Below are 2,500 nucleotides of genomic sequence, written 5' to 3' on the forward strand. Positions count from 1 at the left end.
CCGACCTCCCGGGTATGAACCGGACGCTCTAGCCAGCTGAGCTACACCGCCAAAATAATACAAGCGGGAAGACAGGATTCGAACCTGCGACCCCTTGGTCCCAAACCAAGTACTCTACCAAGCTGAGCTACTTCCCGATAGTCATTAAAAATAAATCTCCCCTAATGTTCCCATTAAGCGAGTTATGCACCCCAGAGGAGTCAAACCTCTAACCGCCTGATTCGTAGTCAGGTACTCTATCCAGTTGAGCTAAGGGTGCTCATTGTTATTTGGCTCTGATACAAACACGAGGACCGTTATCGAACCGATACGATGTTGCCATCGCAGGATTTTAAGTCATGTGTTTTAACGAGTTCCGCCACCCCGGCCTCTCTAAGCGAACGACGGGATTCGAACCCGCGACCCCCACCTTGGCAAGGTGATGTTCTACCACTGAACTACGTTCGCAATACTTCAGTTGAATGCCGGCTACATGACTTGAACACGCGACCCTCTGATTACAAATCAGATGCTCTACCAACTGAGCTAAGCCGGCTTATCTCTCTATGCGGGTTAAGGGACTTGAACCCCCACGCCCGAAAGCGCCAGATCCTAAATCTGGTGCGTCTGCCAATTCCGCCAAACCCGCATACATGACCCGTGCTGGGCTCGAACCAGCGACCTTCATTGATTAAAAGTCATCTGCTCTACCAGCTGAGCTATCGCGCCCTATCGCTAAGCGACTACAGTATCTCACAGGGGGCAACCCCCAACTACTGCAGGCGTTCTAGGCCTTAACTACTGTGTTCGGCATGGGTACAGGTGTATCTCCTTGGCTATCGACACCTAACTACTTCTAGTAGACTGATTGTCAAATGAAAATTGAGTACCTATATTCTATCAAGAATCTAACCTGCTGTCAATATCTCTTGACTTCGGATAAGTCCTCGAGCGATTAGTATTGGTCCGCTCCATATGTCGCCATACTTCCACTTCCAACCTATCTACCTGATCTTCTCTCAGGGCTCTTACTGATATATAATCATGGGAAATCTCATCTTGAGGTGGGTTTCACACTTAGATGCTTTCAGCGTTTATCCCTTCCCTACATAGCTACCCAGCGATGCCTTTGGCAAGACAACTGGTACACCAGCGGTAAGTCCACTCTGGTCCTCTCGTACTAGGAGCAGATCCTCTCAAATTTCCTACGCCCGCGACGGATAGGGACCGAACTGTCTCACGACGTTCTGAACCCAGCTCGCGTGCCGCTTTAATGGGCGAACAGCCCAACCCTTGGGACCGACTACAGCCCCAGGATGCGACGAGCCGACATCGAGGTGCCAAACCTCCCCGTCGATGTGAACTCTTGGGGGAGATAAGCCTGTTATCCCCAGGGTAGCTTTTATCCGTTGAGCGATGGCCCTTCCATGCGGAACCACCGGATCACTAAGCCCGACTTTCGTCCCTGCTCGAGTTGTAGCTCTCGCAGTCAAGCTCCCTTATACCTTTACACTCTGCGAATGATTTCCAACCATTCTGAGGGAACCTTTGGGCGCCTCCGTTACCTTTTAGGAGGCGACCGCCCCAGTCAAACTGCCCGTCAGACACTGTCTCCGATAGGGATCACCTATCTGGGTTAGAGTAGCCATAACACAAGGGTAGTATCCCAACAGCGCCTCAGATGAAAATGGCGTCCCATCTTCGTCGGCTCCTACCTAACCTGTACATGTGGTACAGATACTCAATATCAAACTGCAGTAAAGCTCCATGGGGTCTTTCCGTCCTGTCGCGGGTAACCTGCATCTTCACAGGTACTAAAATTTCACCGAGTCTCTCGTTGAGACAGTACCCAAATCATTACGCCTTTCGTGCGGGTCGGTACTTACCCGACAAGGAACTTTCGCTACCTTAGGACCGTTATAGTTACGGCCGCCGTTTACTGGGGCTTCAATTCAGATCTTCGCTTACGCTAAACCCTCCTCTTAACCTTCCAGCACCGGGCAGGCGTCACCCCCTATACATCATCTTACGATTTAGCAGAGAGCTGTGTTTTTGATAAACAGTTGCTTGGGCCTATTCACTGCGGCTGTCCAAAGACAGCACCCCTTCTCCCGAAGTTACGGGGTCATTTTGCCGAGTTCCTTAACGAGAGTTCTCTCGCTCACCTGAGGCTACTCGCCTCGACTACCTGTGTCGGTTTGCGGTACGGGTAGAGTGTAGTTAAACGCTAGAAGCTTTTCTTGGCAGTGTGACGTCACTAACTTCGCTACTAAACTTCGCTCCCCATCACAGCTCAATGTTATAGATGTAAGCATTTGACTCACATCACACCTCACTGCTTAGACAGGCTCTTCCATTCGCCTGCTTTAGTTAGCCTACTGCGTCCCTCCATCACTCTATACTCTAGTACAGGAATATCAACCTGTTGTCCATCGGATACACCTTTCGGTCTCTCCTTAGGTCCCGACTAACCCAGGGCGGACGAGCCTTCCCCTGGAAACCTTAGTCTTACGGTGGATGG

Annotated in this window: 6 tRNA genes and 2 rRNA genes (1 of these 8 cut by a window edge); all 8 read right to left on the bottom strand. The window is 50.8% G+C overall.

From position 1 onward, the window contains the following. Positions 1-63 precede the first annotated feature (63 nt). Positions 64-137, bottom strand: a tRNA-Pro gene (locus tag AEX56_RS08015). Between the two features lie 48 nt (positions 138-185). Next, positions 186-259: transfer RNA gene (locus AEX56_RS08020), tRNA-Arg, on the bottom strand. A gap of 116 nt (positions 260-375) precedes the next feature. Then, positions 376-447, bottom strand: a tRNA-Gly gene (locus tag AEX56_RS08025). 15 nt (positions 448-462) lie between these two features. Next, positions 463-535, bottom strand: a tRNA-Thr gene (locus tag AEX56_RS08030). 11 nt (positions 536-546) lie between these two features. After that, positions 547-628 (bottom strand) — tRNA-Leu (locus tag AEX56_RS08035). Between the two features lie 5 nt (positions 629-633). Next, positions 634-703, bottom strand: a tRNA-Lys gene (locus tag AEX56_RS08040). 10 nt (positions 704-713) lie between these two features. Continuing rightward, positions 714-829, bottom strand: a 5S ribosomal RNA gene (rrf, locus tag AEX56_RS08045). Positions 830-914: 85 nt separating this feature from the next. Continuing rightward, positions 915-2,500 (bottom strand): 23S ribosomal RNA (locus AEX56_RS08050); it runs 1,317 nt beyond the window's last position.

It is taken from the genome of Streptococcus sp. X13SY08 (genome assembly GCF_001182825.2).
GTDB lineage: Bacteria > Bacillota > Bacilli > Lactobacillales > Streptococcaceae > Streptococcus.